Genomic DNA, 18169 nt, shown 5'->3' with positions numbered 1-18169 from the left:
CTTTGGTTATGGGGTTGCCTCGTTTTTCTCTGCGATAACGGGTTAGCCAGTTTTCGAGTGTGGATTCGGCTATTTCATATTGGGTTGCAACATTACTTGGTTTTTGCCCTTGTTCTTCTATGAGTTTTATCATTTCTAATTTGAATTCGGGTGTGTATGTTTTACGTACTTTTGTCATGAGATTATGCCTCCGTTTGGGGTATTATAATCTCTTATCAGCTGTCTAGGTTTATTATGCCACTACAGTACAATAACAAATAACGATTGCCAGTCGCCACCGATAGTGGCTCGCCTGCCCATAAAATTTCGTCATTGATTTCGTCAATGTGCTGGCTTGAATCTTTGACAACATCGCCATTGACGGTAATTTCGCCTGCGTGTAAAACTTTTTTGCAGTCTTTACGAGACAGTTCGGTGGCTTTACTTAAAAATTTATCTAAACGCATTCTGTATCCTTATCAAATTTTACTGGGTTATTTTAACAGAATTGTGGATAGAATGTGTTAAAATAACCACGATTTCCACCATTTTTATGTGATATCAATGTCCTATTCTACTCTTGCACAGCCTTGCCAAGCCAGTTTGACCATAAAAAAAAGCGAGTTTTTGGCATTTGCCTATCCGATTAACAACAAAGAGCAAATTATGTTCCACGTGGAACATTTACGCCAAACTTACCCAGATGCTCGCCATATTTGTACCGCCTATATTATTGGCAACCCCAATAATACCACGTCTGCAGGTTTTGATGATGATGGTGAACCAAATGGCACAGCAGGCAAGCCGATTTTAAATGTGTTACAGCACAAAGCGATTGGCAACTGTCTGGTGGCGGTAGTGCGTTATTTTGGTGGCATAAAATTGGGAGCTGGCGGACTGACACGAGCCTATAGCAACGCTACACAAGCGGTGGTGGATAAGATGATTTTGACCGCTTTTATACCGACTACAATTTTAACTGTACAAATGGATTTTGCCAATGAAGCCTTTGTTAGGCATATTTTGACAAGTTTTGATGCGGTCATTTTATCGGTGGATTATGACAAATTGGTCAATTTATCCATTGAAATTGCCGAAAATCAATGCCAACAATTTGAGCAAAAACTGGGGATTTATGCTAAAATAGTGAAAACAGTTTACAAGTGATAACTAAAATGCAAGCATTACATCATTTATCTTTACGCCCCTTTTCACCACCAAAATGGCTAAAAAATCGCCATTTACAAACGATTTTACCAAAATTCATCAAGCAACCAATGCCAAACTATCAACGTGAAACCCATTTTGATAGCAGTGGTGAAGTACTGGTCGCTTATGACTTTGTCTTTCATAGCACAAAACAAAACCAAAAAACATTAGCGGTGATGTTTCACGGTTTGGAAGGAGGTAGCGATAGCCATTATGCAAAATCCTTTGCCAATGGGGCAAAAAGGCATGGTTTTGATGCGGTGGTGGTACATTATCGTGGCTGTGGCGGTATGCAAAATCCGTCCGCAAAAGACTACAATGCGGGCGATACGACAGAAGTTCACCACGTTTTAACCAATTTACAAAAACGTTATGACAATCTTGTAGCAATTGGCGTGTCATTGGGCGGTAATCTATTGGCTCGCTATATGGGCGAATATGGCGAAAATGCCTTGTGTCAGGGGGCGGTAATTGCATCTGCCCCTGTGGATTTGACCACATCAGCCGTCTCTATGCACCGTTTTGTCGCTCGCCATGTTTATACACCGTATTTATTAAATTCTTTATTAAAAAAGGTTCAAGATAAAATTGACGACCCTGAACTTTTAAAAAAAATTAAAGAAATTAAAACCTTAGACAAATTTGACGACTTATATACCGCCCCACGACACGGCTATGGCACAGGGCAAAACTACTTGTTTTAACAAAAATTTGTAAGCCAACGTTGATTATCACTGCCAAAGATGACCCATTTTTGGGAAAAATCGCCACACCGTCAGACATCTCGCCTACGGTTCGGTTGCTGTATAGTGAACATGGCGGTCATGTTGGATTTTTGGATTTTGATAAACAACAACGGCGGTTTGACAATACGTGGCTAGCAAGGACGGTTTTTTGTTTTTTTGAAAATTTTAGCCAATCGTATTAAAAACCACACAACAAAAAACCTTTTAATCATTCGTTAAAAGGTTTTTCTTTTTAGGGGTAGATTTATCAAAAACTGGGCTCTTTTGAATATTCCCAACTTCAACCATGGGTAGACAAAGGCTAAAAAGTTGCTTTTTAACTTATCAAAACGTGTGACAATCACCTGATAAACTTTAAGCAATAGGAAGGATATTTTATGATTACTTACAAGTTATTTGATAAAGTGTCAGAAAAAGCAGGCAGTCAAACCAAATTAAAATCCCAAAACGCAAACTTGTGGGAATTTTTGGTACGCCCAGCGGGACTCGAACCCACGCCACAGGCTTCGGAGACCTGTACTCTATCCAGTTGAGCTATGGACGTAAAAAGAAAGGATAAAAATCAGCCTTACATTTTACCAAATTTTATGGTATAAATGCAACTTTATCCGTTGATTTATCCCAACTTTAACACCAAACTTTGATAAATTATCAAAGCAACCAAAGGATTTGCCTTGAACCAAGCCGAGATTTTTTCTGACAGCGATTTTGCACAGCGACTGAGCTACGCCAAACACAGCGACTTTGCTAGGCGTATTTTAGCGTGGTTTGACCTACACGGTCGCCATGATTTGCCTTGGCAACAACACAGGCTTGCCACGCCCGACCCTTATCCTGTTTGGATTTCCGAGGTGATGTTGCAACAGACCCAAGTCACCACGGTTATCCCTTATTTTCAGCGATTTATCCACAGTTTTCCCACCGTTTTTGCGTTGGCAAAAGCTGATTGGGAGCAGGTTGCGATCCATTGGGCTGGGCTTGGTTACTATGCTCGTGCCAGAAATTTGCATAAAGGGGCAAAGCAACTGGTTAAAATCCTTGAAAAGACAGGCGATTTTCCGCAAACGGTTGATGATTGGCAAGCGATTAGTGGCGTTGGGCAGTCCACCGCAGGGGCGATTGTGGCGATGGGCATACGAGATTTCGGTGTGATTTGCGATGGCAATGTCAAACGTGTGCTAACCCGTTGGGCGGGGATTGATGTTGACATCAACAAATCCGCCACCACACAACAGCTCTGGCAACTGGCGACCGCACTCACGCCACGTAACCATAGCGGACATTACGCCCAAGCCATAATGGACATGGGGGCGACCCTTTGCACCAAAACCAAGCCCAACTGTACGTTTTGTCCTGTGCAACATGACTGTATCGCTAAGCAACAAGGCAAACAAACTGCTTATCCTGTAAAATCAAAAAAAATGCCTAATCCGTCAAAATATTCGCTTGCGTTACAACTCATTGATAATCAACAAAAAACCTTGTGGTTACAACGTCCTAACACAGGGATTTGGGGCGGTCTTTACTGTTTACCATTGGCATTTATCAAAAAACAAAAGGCCCAAAAAATCTTGTCAAATTGGCAAAACTTGGACGATTTTCAAACCGAATACTTACTAATTGAACAAGTGATTGTTGAATTTTTACAACAACAAAATTTGTTAAATTTGACCCAAGCCATTGATTTTTTTAGCAATCCGATAAAGCCGATTAAACACAGCTTAACCCATTTTCATTGGTATTTGTCGCCTGTGCACATTGCGTTAAGCGATGAGCAAAAACATAACCTATTACAGCGTATCCAAGATGCGGATTTGAATGTACCATTAACGTGGCAAAACCCCTATACTATCAAGGATTTAGCAATCCCAACTGCCATGCAAAAAATTTTACGCAATTAGCAAAACATTACAAAACTGTGATAGTTGTTGACAATTTTTTGACAAAAAATCGCAAAAACCGCCATATATCAACAGTTTATCCACACAATTAACAAATTTAGCGTTTATTTTTCCAAAAAAAAGCATTATTATCATCTTAGCAAATCAAAGATTAAATAATTTTTGAATAACATAATTATTTTTTTAATTATTTAAATAAACTTAAAGAAGGAATATGAAAATGATGGCATTTATCGGCATGTTGATTTCAGGTTTGATTGTGGGTGTTTTGGCACGTTTTATTAAACCTGGTGCGGACACAATGGGCTGGATTATGACGATTGTACTTGGTATCGTCGGTGCGATGGTTGGTGGATTTTTGGCGAGTGCCTTGGGTATGAATGCGAACGGTGGTTTTATTGGTTTAGCCTTCTCGGTTGTCGGTGCGATTTTGGTGCTATTTATCTATGAATTGGTAACAGGAAAACGCAAAATTGGTAATTAATTTTACCAAAACCCTATCAAAATTATCAAAACTTGTTAATTTTTCTAAAAGAACCTGCTTGCTAGCAGGTTTTTTTATTTACCTCTTTTAGCAAGTCTTTGTAGGATAATAAACCTAATAATTCACTAAAAATAGGGGCATTTTGATGGCTTTCAATAACATGACGGGACAAAAAGTCCCAAGCGTAAGTTTCCACACACTCAAGGTGACGCATGGGCAGAAACCTAAGAATGCGGTAATATGAAAGTCATTCCGCACGGTAACGGCGAATTCACCAAAGCCATGGGTCGCCTTGTGACTAAGGATAATTCGAGGTTCGACGTGCGTTTATGGCGTTATTCTATACGTGTAGATAACGGCACTATCGTCAAAATCTTTGATAAGCCAGAAAAAGATTTGAAGTGTCATATGTGGACACCATGATTAAATATTTAAAGCCTGAATGGCAAGATAAGCCGTCTGTGGCGATTATTAGCAAGTCTGGTTGCCAACACTGTGCCAAAGCCAAACAAACTTTGAAAGAAAAAGGCTATGCTTTTGAAGAAATCGTATTAGGCAAAGATGCAACAGTGACATCAATTCGTGCCATTACAGGTCGTGACACTGCTCCGCAAATCTTTATCGGTGGCAAACACATCGGCGGTAATAATGATTTGCAAGCATATTTTGCCAAATAATTGTTAAAATTTAACGATAAAAAGACAGGCAATTGACTGTCTTTTTTGTTGGGTAATTTAAAAGTTATTTAATACGCTGACAAATAGAACTATTATAATCACTCTGCGAATCTTCATCATTCATCACTTCTTTAAAAATTATTTTGTCCACTGATAGCTGATGAATGCTATATTCAGAAAAAGATTTGTCATTTTCCAAGTATTCTCTAGTTTGATAATAATCTTCATAAGCTTGGTTACTGGCTTGATAATGGTCAATTTTTTCAAAATTCTCAAACAAATGATTGTCTTTAATATACCATTTGCCACGCCCTTTTATTTCAATCATATTTTTTCCAAAATCGCTCGTATGGGCATTAATAACACTCACTTGTTTGTGATTACCATCATTATAGTAAATAGTCTTGTAGTTTTCAGTACCTTTAAAACCAAGTCTAGGATAATTAAATTTTGCTTCACATTGCCATTTTCCCAAAACCATATCAGAACTGATAGTTTCGGCAAAAGTCATCGGCGATATCGCAAGTAAAGCGGTTAAAAGTAGTTTTTTCATAGGGTTTTCTTATTCATTTTCATTTTTTTCCACTTTATCTCCTAGCTGTTCCCAAGCATCTAAAAACGTTGCATGGCGTAGGGTGTCATCGCTATTTTTGATGCTTTGTAGATGTTCATGGGTGTATTTTTCCCACGCCAAACTTTCATCAAAGGTCATCTTACCGACCAAACGCAGATAGCGTAAGTACAATAGCCATGTATTTAACACATCACTTTCGCAATAAGTGGTGAGTTTTTGCCAGTCGCCCGCTTGTACCATTGGCACGACGTCATAGCCGTCAATCGCTTGCTTGCCTGCAAAACCGCACGCTGTCGCTACTACGTCTAGTTTTTGGTAAGTGCCACTCATGGCGGTTTTTAACATCAAATCGGTGTGGCGGTCATGGTAGCGGTTGATGTAGTTGTTGTATTTCATATCACCACCTGTTTCAGCAAACAGTTTTGGGGCAGAAAGCCCATAATGCAAGGCACGATACGTCATCACAGGAATGTCAAAACCTTTACCATTCCAACTTACAAGCGTAGGTAATTTCTCAATCGAATTAAAAAAAGTTTGTAAAATTTCTTGTTCACTGTGTTCATTTAACGACAAGGTTTTTAAGGTCATTTTGCCATTATTAATCCACAATACCGACAAACACGCAATTTTATGCAACGGCAACGGCATAAATGGATTGCCCGCTTCTGCTTCACGCAATTCAATCATTTTGCTTAATGCGTTATTGTCATCCAGTTCGGCAATTTCTGGATACAGGCGTTTGCCAATGCTGATATCAGGAATGGTTTCAATATCAAAGACCAAAATCGGTGGAAAATTCATGCTTAATCCTTGTTTTTATTAGTTTTTTAAAATCAATCATCAATACCGTACAACCCTGTGGACAAATATCTATCGCCACGGTCGCAGACGATGAACACAATCACCGCATCGGGATTGTCTTGATAAATTTGCTCAGCGATTTTTAACGAAGCAAAACCCGCTCCACCAGACGATACACCACAAAAAATACCTTCGCTACGAGCCAGCTTACGCATGGTTTTTTCAGCGTCGGTTTGGTTAATATCTATCATTGTATCAATGTACGAGCTGTCAAAAATCTTTGGCAAATATTCAGGTGTCCAACGGCGAATGCCTGCGATGTTTGAGTTTTCATCAGGTTGCAATCCGATAATTTGAATGGCAGGATTTTTTTCTTTTAAAAATTTTGCCACGCCCATAATCGTACCTGTCGTTCCCATTGAGCTGACAAAATGGGTAATTTTACCACCCGTCTGTTGCCAAATTTCTGGTCCAGTGCTGTGATAATGGGCAAGCCAATTATCATTGTTGTTAAATTGGTCAAGCACCACGCCTTTGCCATCCGCTTGCATGGCAAGGGCTAAATCTCGGGCTTGTTCCATATTATCTGCATCAATCAAAGTCGCCCCGTACGCACGCATGGCGTCTTTGCGTTCTTGGGTGGAGTTTTTTGGCATGATGAGCGTCATTTTTAAACCAAGCATCGCTGACACCATGGCTAGGGCAATGCCTGTATTACCGCTCGTTGCTTCAATTAGCGTATCGCCGATGTTGATGTCGCCACGTTCTAGGGCGGATTTTATCATGTTCAGGGCAGGGCGGTCTTTGACAGAGCCAGCAGGATTGTTGCCTTCAAGTTTGGCGAAAATGTTCATATCGTGCGGTGCAAGGCGTTGCAATTTTACAAGAGGCGTATTACCAACGGTTTGTTGTAAGGTAACGGTTTTTACGGTAGCATTAAGCGTTTGGTTCGATTGCATGGGTTTCTCTTTATTAATTTTTTAAATGAAATTTATTTTACAAATACAATTAGGCTTAGACTTGATACAACGACCGCACGGTTTCACCGATACAGGCGATGCCTTTTTGTAGCACATCATCGGATTGGGCGATACTCATGCGGATACATTCATGAGCGTGGCGGTAATTCTCGGTGTCCAAACCGACAAAAAAATGTTCACTTGGGATAATCAGCGTACCTTTATTTTTTAATATTTCGTATAATTGTTGGGTTTTGATTGGCAGATTTTCAAACCAAATCCATAAAAAAATCGCCCCTTCAGGTTTGTGAATTTTGACTTGGGGAAAGTCTTGAAATTCCTTTTTTAGTAGTTTAATCGCCAAATCTGATTGCGTGCGATAAAACGGACGAATGTGTGTTAGCGATAATTGTTTTAAACGGTCGTCATTTAATAACGGCGTGGCAATCACCCCGCCAAAGCGAGTTGGGGCAAGGTTGACAATCGCATTTAGACTGCTAATCGCTTTTACCACGTCAGGATGTGCCACCACGATGCCTGTTCTCGCCCCTGCCAAGCCAATTTTTGACAAACTAAAACACAAAATAACATTGTCGTGCCAAGTCAACGTCGCATCGGTATGAATGATGTTCGGAAACGGCATGCCGTATGCATTGTCAATAATCAGCGGAATTTGATATTTTGTTGCAATTTTGTCTAGTTTTGCCATTTCGTCATCGGTTAGCACGTTGCCTGTCGGATTGGTCGGACGTGAACAGCAAATCGCCCCGATATTGCCATTGTTTAACGCATCCAAAGTTTCCAATTTGTCAAAATCCACCCGATATTTAAAAAAGCCGTCCTGTCCGTCATGCGTGCAGTCGTCAATCTCAGGTTGCACCGCAATAAAATGTTTATCGTCAATATGAGCATCACTGTAGCCGATGTATTCTGGGGCAAGCGGTAACAAAATTGCCTTGTCACGACCGTCCGCAAATTTGCCACTAAACAAATTAAACAAATAAAAAAAAGCATTCTGCGAACCATTGGTAAGTGCGATGTTGTCGCTGGTCAATTGCCAATCATAATGACGATTAAAAAAATTCACCAACGCATCAATAAATGCTTTATCGCCTTGTGGCGTGGCATAATTGGCAACGCTGTCTAGGGCAGGATTTTTGGCTAAATCATGTTTATCATCTACGATATTTTTTAATATATCTAAATAAATTTGGTTTATTTCTTTGATAAAAGCAGGATTGCCACCACCGAGCATATTGACAGGTTTGTTGCTTTTTAGGGCATTTCCCAAGTCGTCCATGAGTTGTAAAATACCGCTATGTTGGGTGAATTTTTCGCCAAATTTGGAAAGTTTAAACGTCATAAGATTGCCTATGATTAAAAAAATTAAAAACAATACACGGAATTTTGGATAAAATGTTGAAAAATTAAAAAAATTTGCCGTTTTATCAGAATTTTACTATTATAACAAGGATTGACAAAAAAAGGTAATTTGATGAAATCTGTGCAAACCTCAGCAAAAGGCTACAGCAACACTTGGCAAACCACGTCAATGGTGATGTTAATGGTGATATTGGCGGTGAGTTTGACCTTGTGGTTTTTTTGGCGAAGTTTGTATTTGCCTGAACTCAAAATTCACGCCAATTATTTGGCCAATCAGCTGGTCATGTTGGATAAGTTACACACCGATTGGCAAGATAACAAAACCGTACAAGATTGGGTCATTCGCACCTCGCACATTGACATCGTTACCACAGCTGATGCCTTTCCTGATGTAGAAGAAAAACTATTTGTCGGATTTTTTACCGATAAGATGCAAGCCCAAATCCAAGCGGTAACAGGTCGCCCTGCGGTGGTGTATTTTAAGTTTAAACCGATACCGATGTTGTATATCCAAGATAGCAAGCACCCTGAATTTTGGCTACAAGAACCTGTGAAATTTTATGCACAATATAGCCCAACCACGATTTTTTTCTTTGTGTTGGGTATTCCATTTTTGACGTTGTTAACCATTATTTTTTTGGTGCGTCAATTAAACCGACCGCTCAAAAGGTTGCAAAAAACCGCCTTGGATTATATCACACTCGGACATGCCAACCATTTGCCAACCAACGAAGGTTCAACCGAAATCCGTCAAGTTAACCTTGCTTTTAATCGGCTATTTCATAATTTAAGCCAAACCCAAAAAGAACGTAATATCATGCTCGCTGGAATTTCGCATGACTTACGCACACCGTTAACCCGAATGCGATTGACTGCTGAAATGTTGCCTGATGAATTTTTAAAAGACGGCTTGGTGTATGATATTGAAGACATGGATGCGATTTTGGAACAGTTTATTTCATTCATGAAAGACGGCTCAGACGAAGCGGTGCGATTGACCGATTTACGACCGATTATCCATGAAATCGTGGTACAATTTGCCCCATTAGCCTTTGAATTGGCGATTGATGATCACTTGCCGAACATTGCGTTGCGTCCGATGTCAATCAAACGTTTAATTGTGAACTTAGTGAATAATGCCAATCGCTATGGCAAACCGCCGATTGCGATTGCGGTTAATGTGATAAATAGTACGGTGCAAGCCCAAAATGACAGCGGAGAACCCCCCCCCACGGACGTATTATCCCCACAAAAATTTTTGCAAATCAGCGTTAGCGATGCAGGTAAAGGCGTGGCAGAAGACCAACTTGAGCGGATTATGCAACCGTTTGAGCGTGGTGAAACCGCTCGTACCACGCAGGGCAGTGGCTTGGGGTTAGCGATTGTCAGTCGGATTGCCCATTTGCATAACGGAAGTGTCTTGGCAAAAAACCAAACCAAAGGCGGTTTGGTCGTTACCGTGTTAATTCCGATTGTGGAATAAAATGCTAAAATAAAGTTTTTGGAAAAATTTACTTTTTCGTACCAATCATCGGCGGTAACTCGCTACTCACGTTAGTGGCAGTGACAGGATTGGTTAGGGTTGCTTGAGTTTGGACAACGCTTTGGCTAACGCTCGGTTTGTGCAAGTAGCTGTAGTAGCCGAATGCGACCACATTGAGTACCAGTAGGGCTAAAAAAATGTAACGCATAAAAAAATCCTTGCGATGGGGTAAAATTTTACCAATTTTAACAAATTTTGCAAAATTTGTTAACTTTTTTTTGCTTAGATTTCAAACTTACCAAAACCGTTACGCATCAGGCAGGCGAGCCATCCAAATCGTTGTCAATAAACAAATGGTACTGGTGGTACACGCAATCCAAATCATCTCATGAGATAGCCGATAAAACAGCATGGCACATGACAGTGCCATCATACTCCACGCCAAATACTTGGCATAGCGTGGAATAGCCCTGCGTTCATGCCAATTTTTAATAAGCGGTCCAAAGGTTTTGTGATTGATAAGCCAATGGTGAAATTTTTCCGAGCTTTTGGCAAAACAAGCGGTCGCCAACAGTACAAAAGGCGTGGTTGGCAACACAGGCAACACAATGCCAATAATCCCAATCCCTAAAAATAAAAAGCCTAAACATAAAAAAAACCAGCGAATAACTTTTTGCCAAAAACTCGCTTGCATTGGCAACTCAATCGGACTTTCTAACATTTCTTCAAGGCTGTGTTCGTTGTGTTTGGCGGTTTGTGCCGTTGGGTGTTGGGTTGTCATTCTCTGCGATTTCCGTTCAATTTTTGTCAAAAAAGAAAATTTTTCAAAAAAACAGTTTACATTATAGTTACAATAGGATAACATAGCAAGCATTTATAAGTGCAAATAATTATCATTTTTAATTATACTTTTATTTTATCATTATTTCTTATTTTTATTAGGATTTTTCTATGACCAACGAAACCAACACCGACGCTAAAGATTTAAGTATTGATGAGGTACTTGCCCAAAATTTAACTTTTAGCGAAAGCCTAAAACTGTCATCTCGCCAAACCCACGATAGCGTAGATGACCTTGTCATGTCTATGGAGCCGTTTGCATCGCATGATAATTATCGCAAGTTTTTACAAGTACAACATGAATTTCATAAAGCAGTCAAACAACTACACGATGCCGAAGATTTAAATGCCCAAATTGATGGCTTAAAAGATTTATCTCGTCATGATGCCGTACTTTCTGATATGAAAGCATTACAAATTGACCCTGTGAATGTTACCGTAACTGTACCCAATATTGATGATGCAGAGCGGTTGGGCTGGTTGTACTGTGTGGAAGGCTCAAACGTGGGGGCGGCGATTTTGTACAAAGAAGCAGGTAAAATTCAGCTAGATGAAAATCATGGTGCAACCCATTTAGCTGCTCATGAAGACGGACGTATGCGTCATTGGCGTGCTTTTAAAGAAAAATTAGATAACTTAAACTTGAGTAAAGAAGACCAAGCCAAAGCCTTAAAAGGTGCTCAAGATGCGTTTAGTTATTATAAATCAGTGGTAAGAGAAGTTTTTGCTTAATTAAAAAAATCCCTTTTAATATAAAAGGGACTTTTTTCATTGGTTTTATTAGGAATAATTATCAATTTTATTTTCATTACGAGGCATTTTATGCGTGCTATTTTTCAGACAGTGAAATCTCCAACTCAGCTAAAACCTGTGGCGTTGCTCACAGCCATGACCCTTGCATTAACCGCTTGTGGTACGGATAGTAAGCCAAATATTGGTGGTGGTAATACGGCAAATCCAACAGTTAATACAACAAAAACTATCCAAAATACACCTGTAACATTTTTGGCAGATGTAAAAGCGAGCAATCTTTCGGAAGGGGGCGAGCTGGTTTTTGAAATTACGCTAACAGAAGAGGCAAAACAAGCTATTAACAACAGTGATAAAGCCGATTTTAGCGTAGCCTATACTTTGACGGGTAATAACATTGCAGATAGTGATAAGACTGGCACGGTTACATTAAATAAAGATAACTTGAGTAAAACGATTAAAATTCCCTTAAAATCTGATGGCAAAGCCAGCGATAATAACAAGATTTCTTTGGTATTGTCTAATCCGACTACAACAGCCACAAATGCCAAACCACCAGAAGTTAGCCCATTGACAGCGACATTGGAAAGAAATATTGCCAATAGCGACAGCGGTGTACAAATTGCCAATGCGACTGTGACTAAAGGTAGTGGCGAGAGTAAAGTTTCACTTGTCGTGAGTGTGGCTCCAAATGCGTTGGACAAAGACACCAAAGTATTTTTTGACCTTGTTCAAGGCTCTGCCAAAGAAAATGTGCATTATCAACAACCTACTCAAAAATTTGTTGTAATTAAAAAAGGTGAAAAAGAGGCGACAATTGATATTAATTTGATGGGTGAAGTACCGACTGCTCCATTGGAATTTTCAGTAAAACTGTTGAATACCGACAACGGCACACCATTATTTGACGGCAAGAACTTAGCAACGGTTCGTATTGATAGCTATGTTGCTGAAAAAGCCAAATTGGGTGCATTAAATGACACAGGCGTGACGGTTGCAGGTAATCCAAGTGTGGGTACATTGGCGGACTGCTCAGGCACGACTCAAGACTGTCATGTGGGACGTGATAAAACAAACAATGACGACACAGACGGCAAGGCAGGTTTTAGCTTTACCAAGCTGGATAAGTTTGGCAAATCATTAACCAATGAAGCAACTGAATGGGCGTGTATCAAAGACAACGTGACAGGTTTGATTTGGGAAAGCAAAACCTATACACCAGCCGTTGAAGGCAAATGGGGCGAAGAAGCCAATGTGAATAAAGATATCCGTGATGCAGAATGGGTATATACTTACTATGATGGCAAACGTGGTCTAGGCATAAAAGACACAGGCAAAGGCGTTGGTCGTGATAAAGAGCATTGTGGCAATGAACAACATATCTGCTCAACCGAACAATATGCGGTAACACTTAATACCCAAAATCTATGTGGCGTAAAAAACTGGCGATTGCCAACCCGTAATGAAGTGTTAGGCATCATGAATTTAAGCAGTAAAAAAGCTGAAGTTGTGTTACATAAAGGTTGGTTATTCCCCAATCATATGAATGATAGCAAATTCCCAAACATTTGGACAAGCTCGCCTGTTGCCTCAAAAGGTCGTGGCGAATCAACCTTTAAATTTGGCAAAAATGTTTGGGTAGCCTATTATGACGGTACATTTAGTGCAGAAACATTCTCAAGTAGTTACGACTATAAGGGCGTGATTTTGGTGAGCAATGGTCAATAATTGAAAGGAAAAAACACATGAAAAAATTTACAAAAATTGCCCTTGTAACGGCGACAATCGCCAGTAGTTTTGCCATTGCCAATAATTTAATGCCTGAGACAAAACTCGCTACCGAAGTGTTAGCAGGCGACTATGAAAAAACGGCAGATACCAACGTCTTTAGCGTAGATATTGATAATTCACAAGTGGTAGATAAAGCCAGAAAACTGGTTTGGTCTCGTTGTTTGGTTGGACAAACTTACAACCAATCTACCGCAAATTGTGATGGCGTGGCGACAGAGTTTGACAGTTGGGAAAAAGCACTCAATGCTCAAAAAGACGGCTGGCGTGTCCCCAATGTGAAAGAACTGGCGACTTTAGTAGAAGAAACCCAAGCCCTACCTGCGATTAATACCAGTATTTTTCCTTTTGGTAAAACCTTGAGTTTTTACGGACACGCTGACACCACCGAAACAACTGACCGTAGCAAATGGATAACAAAAAGCGACTTATTCCCCAACGAAAAATGTATTGAAGACGCATCAGGCTGGTATCCACGTTGGGTCGGTGAAAAATCAGGCTGGGAATGTATTAACCCCAAACTGCCTGCAAAATATGCCTTACAGCCTAGTTCTGCTTATATCTGGTCGGCAACGCCTGTGGCAAATACTGACGCAACCACGGCAGACAAAGTCTATGGTTTGGACTTGGCAGATGGTAGTTTACAAATTGCAAAACGCTCAGGCGAAGCGATTGGTGGCTATCAAGACAGTGCCAATGAAAGACGAGCCAGATATGTGATTTTGGTAAAAGATGCCAGCTAAGTCTGATACATCTGATAACAAAACTGGGCAACACGTCCAGTTTTTTCAAATTTTGTTTGATGACAATTTACCCAAAAAGTTTTAACAGCTAGGCTTAGCCCAGTTTAAATTTTGAGATTGGACGCATGAATAACGATAACATACCCAGATTTTCTTATAAAGCCTTGAGCATGGCGGTTGGTTTTGCCATGCTTGGACAAAGTCAAATTGCCCTTGCCAACGATGAGCCAGAGGCGACCTTAGACACCATTGTGATTGAAGCTACCAGTGGCGACAACGATATCCCCACAATCAGTGCAAAACCATTGACCGATAAAACCACCGCCAAAAAAATCACCGAAGAGCTTATCATGGATAACCGTGATTTGGTGCGTTATAATCCTGAAGTCAGCGTTGGCGAAGTTGGGCGTTACGGTTCAAAAGGGTTTAACATTCAAGGTATGGAAGGCAATCGTGTCGCTATGCTGATTGACGGCGTGCGAGTGCCTGAAGTGGAAACCAATGAATTTTTTACCCCGTATGGGTATATGAACGAATCTCGGTTTATGGCAGATGTGGAAACCTTGCAGTCGGTAACCATTAACAAAGGGGCGGATTCTTTAAACAGCGGTAGCGGTGCGATTGGTGGTGCGGTGATGTTTAAAAGCCGTGAGCCTGATGATTTAATCAAAAATGGACAAAGCGTTGGCGGTTATGTCAAAGGCGGCTATACCAGTAAAAATCAAGAATGGCTAAAAGCCTTTGGCGTGGCTGGACGTAGCGAAAAATGGCGTGCATTGATAAATTATGCTCACCGTGAAGGACATGAACTCAAAAACCATGATATGCGAAATTTTGACAGCAGTCGGTTAAAATTTGACCATGTTTTCCCAGCAGATGAGTTTGGCGAAGTGTATAGCACAGGCGAAGGCAAAGAAAGCAGTTATCTGTACCCAGACCCAACCCATTATACCCAAGATACCACGTTGGCAAAACTGTATTATCAGCCAACTGATGAACATAAGTTTGGTATGCATGGCAGTTTTCAATATATGATTAACCAAAATGTGCCCGTCAGCAAAATCAATCACACAGGCAAAGCCTATGGTTTTGATGAAAATGAACGCAGGGCATATGGGGTCAATTATGAATATATGCCAAGCAGCAGTACTTGGTTAAACAACCTAAAATTTGACTATACCAATCAACGCATTGTAACCGTTGGCGATACCTTTGTACATACCTTTTCTAATAACTGGACGAGACGCTATCGCCCCAACTATTTTGACACCAAACAATTTAGTTTACAAGGCGAAACTGTGAACATCATGCCACCTGATAACAAGACATGGCTTGGTGAACATAGCATCAACTTTGGGGTAGAATATGCCAACCAATATTACGATCCCTATACCATTTATGAAGATAAAAACATACGCTATGAAGACCCTGCTATCATGTCTTTGCCTGTGAAAACCGATATTTATTCGCTCTTTTTAAAAGACAATCTTTATCTAAATGACAAATTTCAGCTCAATGCAGGCGTGCGTTATGATAATTATAAGCGTCAAGTGACAAATATCCGAAAGCCTTATTTAGACGCAATCGGTCGCCCAGAAAAAACATCAGCCATTGCACAGGCATATAAAAATGGCACATTAACCGCCCCACAAACCAATCACGCAGTTACATGGCAAACGGCTTTAAGCTATCAACCAAAAGCGGATTTGCAACTGGATTATCAAATTGGCACAGGATTTTTGATGCCGTTGGCAATGCAAGCTTACGCAGGTTTTGCCCAAAACTCGGTTGAACAAATGCCAAACCCTAACCTAAAACCAGAAAAATCATTAAACCAACAAATCAGCGTACAAAAATCGTGGGACGAAGGTTTTGCTAAGCTCACCGCTTATTATAACAAATACGATAACTTTATTGATTCTGAAGAATATTTCAGGGGTGATAATGTACCCGTCGGCGGTCAATGTGGCATCTCGCCAAATCTGATTTCAAGCAGTCAATGCTTTTTGTACATCAATCGGGACAGTGCCACCAGTAAAGGTGTAGCATTAACAGGTAGCTACCGCCTGCCTTATCAAAGCTATGGTAACTTTGATGTGCTTGGACAGCTTGCCTATCAACAAGGCGAAGCCAGCGATGGCTCAAGTTTGTTTGCCATTCAGCCATTAAACGGACTGATTGGACTGCGTTATCAGCCACACAACGAACGTTTTGAAATCAATGCCGTTGCCAATTACTTTGGCAAAAAGAATGCCAACGAAACCAAACGCTGGCGAATGAATAACGGCATAAACCGAGAGCTAGATGTTTTGCGTATCGGCAACACAGCACGGCTTACCACCGATGACTTTATGAAAAATACCTGGGTATTTGACCTATATGGTAATATCAAGCTCAAAGATGACCTAAGCCTACAGGCAGGCGTGTATAATATTACTGATGAAAAATACCTGCCATGGGATAACGTCAGAACATTGGCATTAACAGGGGTAAATACCATGGTGGACAGCCAAGCCAAAGGCTTAAACCGTTATACCGCACCGGGGCGGAATTTTGCTGTATCGCTCAATTATGCGTTTTAAACAGTTTACTTTAAGATAAATGTTAACAAAAAAAGTAAATCAACGGATTTGCTTTTTTATTTTTACTAGGTTAAAAGACTTAACTTCTAGCCAATTTATCTACATTATCCACGATAATCTTACCTTGTTCCACGTGGAACACTTTGACATTCTTTTGCCAAATTTCTTGTAAAATCGGTACAATAGTTTCATCCAAACTACTGATAAATAACTGCGAATTTACCTGTTTTAAACCCATTAACAAAGTGTGTAACGCCCGTTCATCAAGCTCTGCACCAATATCGTCTAATAGCACCAACGGTACTTTTCCCACGTCTTGCAACAATGGTAATTGTGATAAACGTAACGCCATCATCAACAATTTTTTTTCGCCACGAGATAGTATATCAGTCGCAGGTAAGGTCTGTTTGTGACTTTGTCCGCCATCATCATGCACCAAATCAAGTAGCACCATCATATCAGAACGATGACAACCAAGCCGTGTATAGCCCAACTCTTTGTCAGATTGCCAACGCTGTGCCAACACATCGGCAAAGGACTGATTGACGTCAAACCCTGCTGAATAGCGTAGTCGCAATTTGTCGGCATACATCGGCAAAAACGCTTGGATTTGGGAATCAAAATGCGGTTGCCACGCTTGTAAAATCTGTTCACGATACTGATGAATAACGTGGGCGTGTTCGCTTAATTGCCAATCCCACGCTTGTAATTGCTGTTGATAAAAACCTGCATTTGGCTGTTTTAACAAGCAATTACGTTGTTTTAACAAACGCTGATACGCCAACCAATGCGGATAAAAAGATTGTTCCACGTGGAACACTAGCCAGTCTAACAATTCTCGGCGTGGCTGACTGCCGATTTCCAAACCGTTTAAACTGGCAGGTTCAATGAGTAAGGTGGGTAATAAGGCGGTGATTGGACTTTGGGAAATCACGCTTTGACCGTTGTGGCGAAGCTGGGTACTAGCATCATCAGATTTTTGAATGGCGACAGTTTGCTCGTCAGTTCCATCTGCCGATAGCCATGTATGAAAATTGGCGTGCAGTTTGGCAAAAATGGTGGTAGATTTTTTGCCGTGCGTGATGTAGTGTTTAGGCTGATGATGCCGAAAACTTTTGCCACGCGACAACAAATAGATACTTTCTAATAACGCCGTTTTGCCACTGCCATTTTGCCCCAAAATCACGTTACAGCGACTGGGGGCAAGGTGTAAAGTGTGTAAATTGCGAAAATGGTGAATATGTAATTCGCTGATTTTCATGCATTCAGT

At 40.5% G+C, this 18169-nt stretch carries 19 protein-coding genes, 1 tRNA gene and 1 pseudogene; 11 read left to right on the top strand and 10 right to left on the bottom strand.

The features are described from left to right. Together A3G3_RS14910 and A3G3_RS0103475 are read right to left on the bottom strand one after the other, a co-directional pair. The coding region (locus tag A3G3_RS14910) for a transposase (protein WP_019519157.1) at positions 1-178 on the bottom strand (178 nt) is incomplete at its 3' end. A gap of 67 nt (positions 179-245) precedes the next feature. After that, a pseudogene (locus A3G3_RS0103475) lies at positions 246-446 on the bottom strand (S4 domain-containing protein); the annotation flags it as partial. A 97-nt stretch (positions 447-543) separates the two neighbouring features. On the opposite strand from A3G3_RS0103475, the gene A3G3_RS0103470 reads away from it, so the two are divergent. The 3 genes from A3G3_RS0103470 to A3G3_RS14660 are packed head-to-tail and all read left to right on the top strand — an operon-like array spanning position 544 to position 2116. Beyond that, positions 544-1146 carry an IMPACT family protein gene (locus tag A3G3_RS0103470; RefSeq protein WP_019519155.1) on the top strand — a complete coding sequence of 201 codons (603 nt, stop codon included), beginning with the start codon at positions 544-546 and terminating at the stop codon, positions 1144-1146. 8 nt (positions 1147-1154) lie between these two features. Beyond that, entirely contained in the window at positions 1155-1892 is a 738-nt protein-coding gene (locus A3G3_RS13115) for a YheT family hydrolase (RefSeq protein ID WP_211207541.1), read from the top strand. A gap of 20 nt (positions 1893-1912) precedes the next feature. Beyond that, on the top strand, positions 1913-2116 hold the full coding sequence (locus A3G3_RS14660) for a hypothetical protein (protein WP_211207540.1): 204 nt from the start codon (positions 1913-1915) through the stop codon (positions 2114-2116). 286 nt (positions 2117-2402) lie between these two features. On the opposite strand, the gene A3G3_RS0103460 is transcribed toward A3G3_RS14660, so the two are convergent. Further along, positions 2403-2478: transfer RNA gene (locus A3G3_RS0103460), tRNA-Arg, on the bottom strand. Between the two features lie 130 nt (positions 2479-2608). Here A3G3_RS0103460 and mutY point away from each other — a divergent pair. The 3 genes from mutY (at position 2609) to A3G3_RS14735 (ending at position 4996) form a co-directional block, all read left to right on the top strand. After that, entirely contained in the window at positions 2609-3835 is a 1227-nt protein-coding gene (mutY, locus tag A3G3_RS0103455; RefSeq protein WP_019519154.1) for an A/G-specific adenine glycosylase, read from the top strand. Between the two features lie 223 nt (positions 3836-4058). Then, positions 4059-4319, top strand: a complete 261-nt coding sequence (locus A3G3_RS0103450; RefSeq protein ID WP_040631210.1) for a GlsB/YeaQ/YmgE family stress response membrane protein — start codon at positions 4059-4061, stop codon at positions 4317-4319. Positions 4320-4738: 419 nt separating this feature from the next. Further along, positions 4739-4996 carry a glutaredoxin domain-containing protein gene (locus A3G3_RS14735; protein WP_019519151.1) on the top strand — a complete coding sequence of 86 codons (258 nt, stop codon included), beginning with the start codon at positions 4739-4741 and terminating at the stop codon, positions 4994-4996. Between the two features lie 64 nt (positions 4997-5060). On the opposite strand, the gene A3G3_RS0103435 is transcribed toward A3G3_RS14735, so the two are convergent. Genes A3G3_RS0103435 through A3G3_RS0103420 form a run of 4 tightly spaced genes read right to left on the bottom strand, consistent with a single transcriptional unit; the run spans position 5061 to position 8693 of the window. Continuing rightward, positions 5061-5549 carry a hypothetical protein gene (locus A3G3_RS0103435; protein ID WP_019519150.1) on the bottom strand — a complete coding sequence of 163 codons (489 nt, stop codon included), beginning with the start codon at positions 5547-5549 and terminating at the stop codon, positions 5061-5063. 9 nt (positions 5550-5558) lie between these two features. Then, the gene (locus A3G3_RS13105) at positions 5559-6371 is read right to left on the bottom strand and encodes a 3'-5' exonuclease (protein WP_019519149.1); all 813 of its coding nucleotides are present in this window, start codon (positions 6369-6371) and stop codon (positions 5559-5561) included. A 32-nt stretch (positions 6372-6403) separates the two neighbouring features. After that, on the bottom strand, positions 6404-7330 hold the full coding sequence (cysM, locus tag A3G3_RS0103425) for a cysteine synthase CysM (RefSeq protein WP_019519148.1): 927 nt from the start codon (positions 7328-7330) through the stop codon (positions 6404-6406). A gap of 55 nt (positions 7331-7385) precedes the next feature. Beyond that, positions 7386-8693 (bottom strand): valine--pyruvate transaminase, encoded by a 1308-nt coding sequence (locus A3G3_RS0103420; protein WP_019519147.1) that lies wholly within the window; start codon positions 8691-8693, stop codon positions 7386-7388. 132 nt (positions 8694-8825) lie between these two features. Here A3G3_RS0103420 and A3G3_RS0103415 point away from each other — a divergent pair, with 132 nt between their 5' ends. After that, positions 8826-10196, top strand: a complete 1371-nt coding sequence (locus A3G3_RS0103415; protein WP_019519146.1) for an ATP-binding protein — start codon at positions 8826-8828, stop codon at positions 10194-10196. Between the two features lie 28 nt (positions 10197-10224). On the opposite strand, the gene A3G3_RS0103410 is transcribed toward A3G3_RS0103415, so the two are convergent. Then, positions 10225-10404, bottom strand: a complete 180-nt coding sequence (locus A3G3_RS0103410) for a hypothetical protein (protein ID WP_019519145.1) — start codon at positions 10402-10404, stop codon at positions 10225-10227. Positions 10405-10503: 99 nt separating this feature from the next. Next, complete coding sequence (locus tag A3G3_RS0103405) at positions 10504-10977, bottom strand: YbaN family protein (RefSeq protein WP_019519144.1); 474 nt, start codon at positions 10975-10977, stop codon at positions 10504-10506. Between the two features lie 170 nt (positions 10978-11147). Here A3G3_RS0103405 and A3G3_RS0103400 point away from each other — a divergent pair, with 170 nt between their 5' ends. From A3G3_RS0103400 to A3G3_RS0103380, 4 genes are all read left to right on the top strand, one after another. Next, positions 11148-11768 (top strand): biliverdin-producing heme oxygenase, encoded by a 621-nt coding sequence (locus tag A3G3_RS0103400; protein ID WP_019519143.1) that lies wholly within the window; start codon positions 11148-11150, stop codon positions 11766-11768. Between the two features lie 90 nt (positions 11769-11858). Further along, positions 11859-13514 (top strand): Lcl domain-containing protein, encoded by a 1656-nt coding sequence (locus tag A3G3_RS0103395; RefSeq protein WP_019519142.1) that lies wholly within the window; start codon positions 11859-11861, stop codon positions 13512-13514. Positions 13515-13531: 17 nt separating this feature from the next. Then, entirely contained in the window at positions 13532-14317 is a 786-nt protein-coding gene (locus tag A3G3_RS13940) for an Lcl C-terminal domain-containing protein (protein WP_019519141.1), read from the top strand. Positions 14318-14442: 125 nt separating this feature from the next. Beyond that, positions 14443-16899: a TonB-dependent hemoglobin/transferrin/lactoferrin family receptor gene (locus tag A3G3_RS0103380; RefSeq protein WP_040631200.1), complete on the top strand. Its 2457-nt coding sequence runs from the start codon at positions 14443-14445 to the stop codon at positions 16897-16899. Between the two features lie 79 nt (positions 16900-16978). Here A3G3_RS0103380 and recF read toward each other — a convergent pair whose 3' ends face one another. Beyond that, a complete protein-coding gene (recF, locus tag A3G3_RS0103375) occupies positions 16979-18160 on the bottom strand; it encodes a DNA replication/repair protein RecF (protein WP_019519138.1) in 1182 nt (393 codons plus the stop codon). Between the last annotated feature and the right edge of the window lie 9 nt (positions 18161-18169).

Origin of the sequence: Moraxella boevrei DSM 14165 (assembly GCF_000379845.1) — a bacterium.
Classification (GTDB): domain Bacteria; phylum Pseudomonadota; class Gammaproteobacteria; order Pseudomonadales; family Moraxellaceae; genus Faucicola; species Faucicola boevrei.
The sequence above is the reverse complement of the archived record's forward strand: the minus strand, read 5'-3'. Positions and strand labels throughout refer to the sequence as shown.

Coding starts and splice junctions, on each gene's coding strand:
- A3G3_RS14735 (WP_019519151.1), top strand. CDS start 4,739: ATGATTAAATATTTAAAGCCTGAATGGCAAGATAAGCCGTCTGTGGCG.
- A3G3_RS13940 (WP_019519141.1), top strand. CDS start 13,532: ATGAAAAAATTTACAAAAATTGCCCTTGTAACGGCGACAATCGCCAGT.
- A3G3_RS13115 (WP_211207541.1), top strand. CDS start 1,155: ATGCAAGCATTACATCATTTATCTTTACGCCCCTTTTCACCACCAAAA.
- cysM (WP_019519148.1), bottom strand. CDS start 7,330: ATGCAATCGAACCAAACGCTTAATGCTACCGTAAAAACCGTTACCTTA.
- A3G3_RS0103415 (WP_019519146.1), top strand. CDS start 8,826: ATGAAATCTGTGCAAACCTCAGCAAAAGGCTACAGCAACACTTGGCAA.
- A3G3_RS0103410 (WP_019519145.1), bottom strand. CDS start 10,404: ATGCGTTACATTTTTTTAGCCCTACTGGTACTCAATGTGGTCGCATTC.
- A3G3_RS13105 (WP_019519149.1), bottom strand. CDS start 6,371: ATGAATTTTCCACCGATTTTGGTCTTTGATATTGAAACCATTCCTGAT.
- A3G3_RS0103470 (WP_019519155.1), top strand. CDS start 544: ATGTCCTATTCTACTCTTGCACAGCCTTGCCAAGCCAGTTTGACCATA.
- A3G3_RS0103450 (WP_040631210.1), top strand. CDS start 4,059: ATGGCATTTATCGGCATGTTGATTTCAGGTTTGATTGTGGGTGTTTTG.
- A3G3_RS0103400 (WP_019519143.1), top strand. CDS start 11,148: ATGACCAACGAAACCAACACCGACGCTAAAGATTTAAGTATTGATGAG.
- A3G3_RS0103405 (WP_019519144.1), bottom strand. CDS start 10,977: ATGACAACCCAACACCCAACGGCACAAACCGCCAAACACAACGAACAC.
- A3G3_RS0103420 (WP_019519147.1), bottom strand. CDS start 8,693: ATGACGTTTAAACTTTCCAAATTTGGCGAAAAATTCACCCAACATAGC.
- A3G3_RS0103435 (WP_019519150.1), bottom strand. CDS start 5,549: ATGAAAAAACTACTTTTAACCGCTTTACTTGCGATATCGCCGATGACT.
- A3G3_RS0103380 (WP_040631200.1), top strand. CDS start 14,443: ATGAATAACGATAACATACCCAGATTTTCTTATAAAGCCTTGAGCATG.
- recF (WP_019519138.1), bottom strand. CDS start 18,160: ATGAAAATCAGCGAATTACATATTCACCATTTTCGCAATTTACACACT.
- A3G3_RS0103395 (WP_019519142.1), top strand. CDS start 11,859: ATGCGTGCTATTTTTCAGACAGTGAAATCTCCAACTCAGCTAAAACCT.